This is a genomic window from Mesorhizobium sp. M2E.F.Ca.ET.219.01.1.1 (assembly GCF_004016445.2).
GTDB lineage: Bacteria > Pseudomonadota > Alphaproteobacteria > Rhizobiales > Rhizobiaceae > Mesorhizobium.
In genome coordinates this window covers 1-281 of record NZ_SADT02000294.1, presented here as the reverse complement: position 1 = coordinate 281, position 281 = coordinate 1, and the positions used below count along the sequence as shown (strand labels likewise).

The 281-nt window shown below is 60.5% G+C and carries 1 protein-coding gene; it reads right to left on the bottom strand.

Annotation, left to right across the window (positions count from 1 at the left end; translation table 11 throughout):
* Positions 1-144: 144 nt before the first annotated feature.
* The coding region (locus tag EN862_RS37305) for a Gfo/Idh/MocA family oxidoreductase (protein ID WP_348632109.1) at positions 145-281 on the bottom strand (137 nt) is incomplete at its 5' end.

Below are 281 nucleotides of genomic sequence, written 5' to 3'. Positions count from 1 at the left end.
GTTTCGATGGCGGCGAAGACAGAGCGGCGGCGACGATTTCCTCCGCCAGAAGCGCATGCCTAGCATCGGAATTGAGCCGGCGTTCTCATCGCATCGGATGCAACGAGACGCGAAGGGCGAGCAGGCGGTCACGTTACTCAGGCGTCAGTTCAACTCGATACGTTCTCCCGTTGCCGCCGAGCGGTTTACCGCATCGACTACCCTCAAGGTTTTGAGCCCCTCTCGCCCGCTGACAAGCGGCGGTTCGTCTCCGCGGATCACCTTGCAGAATTGCCTGATCT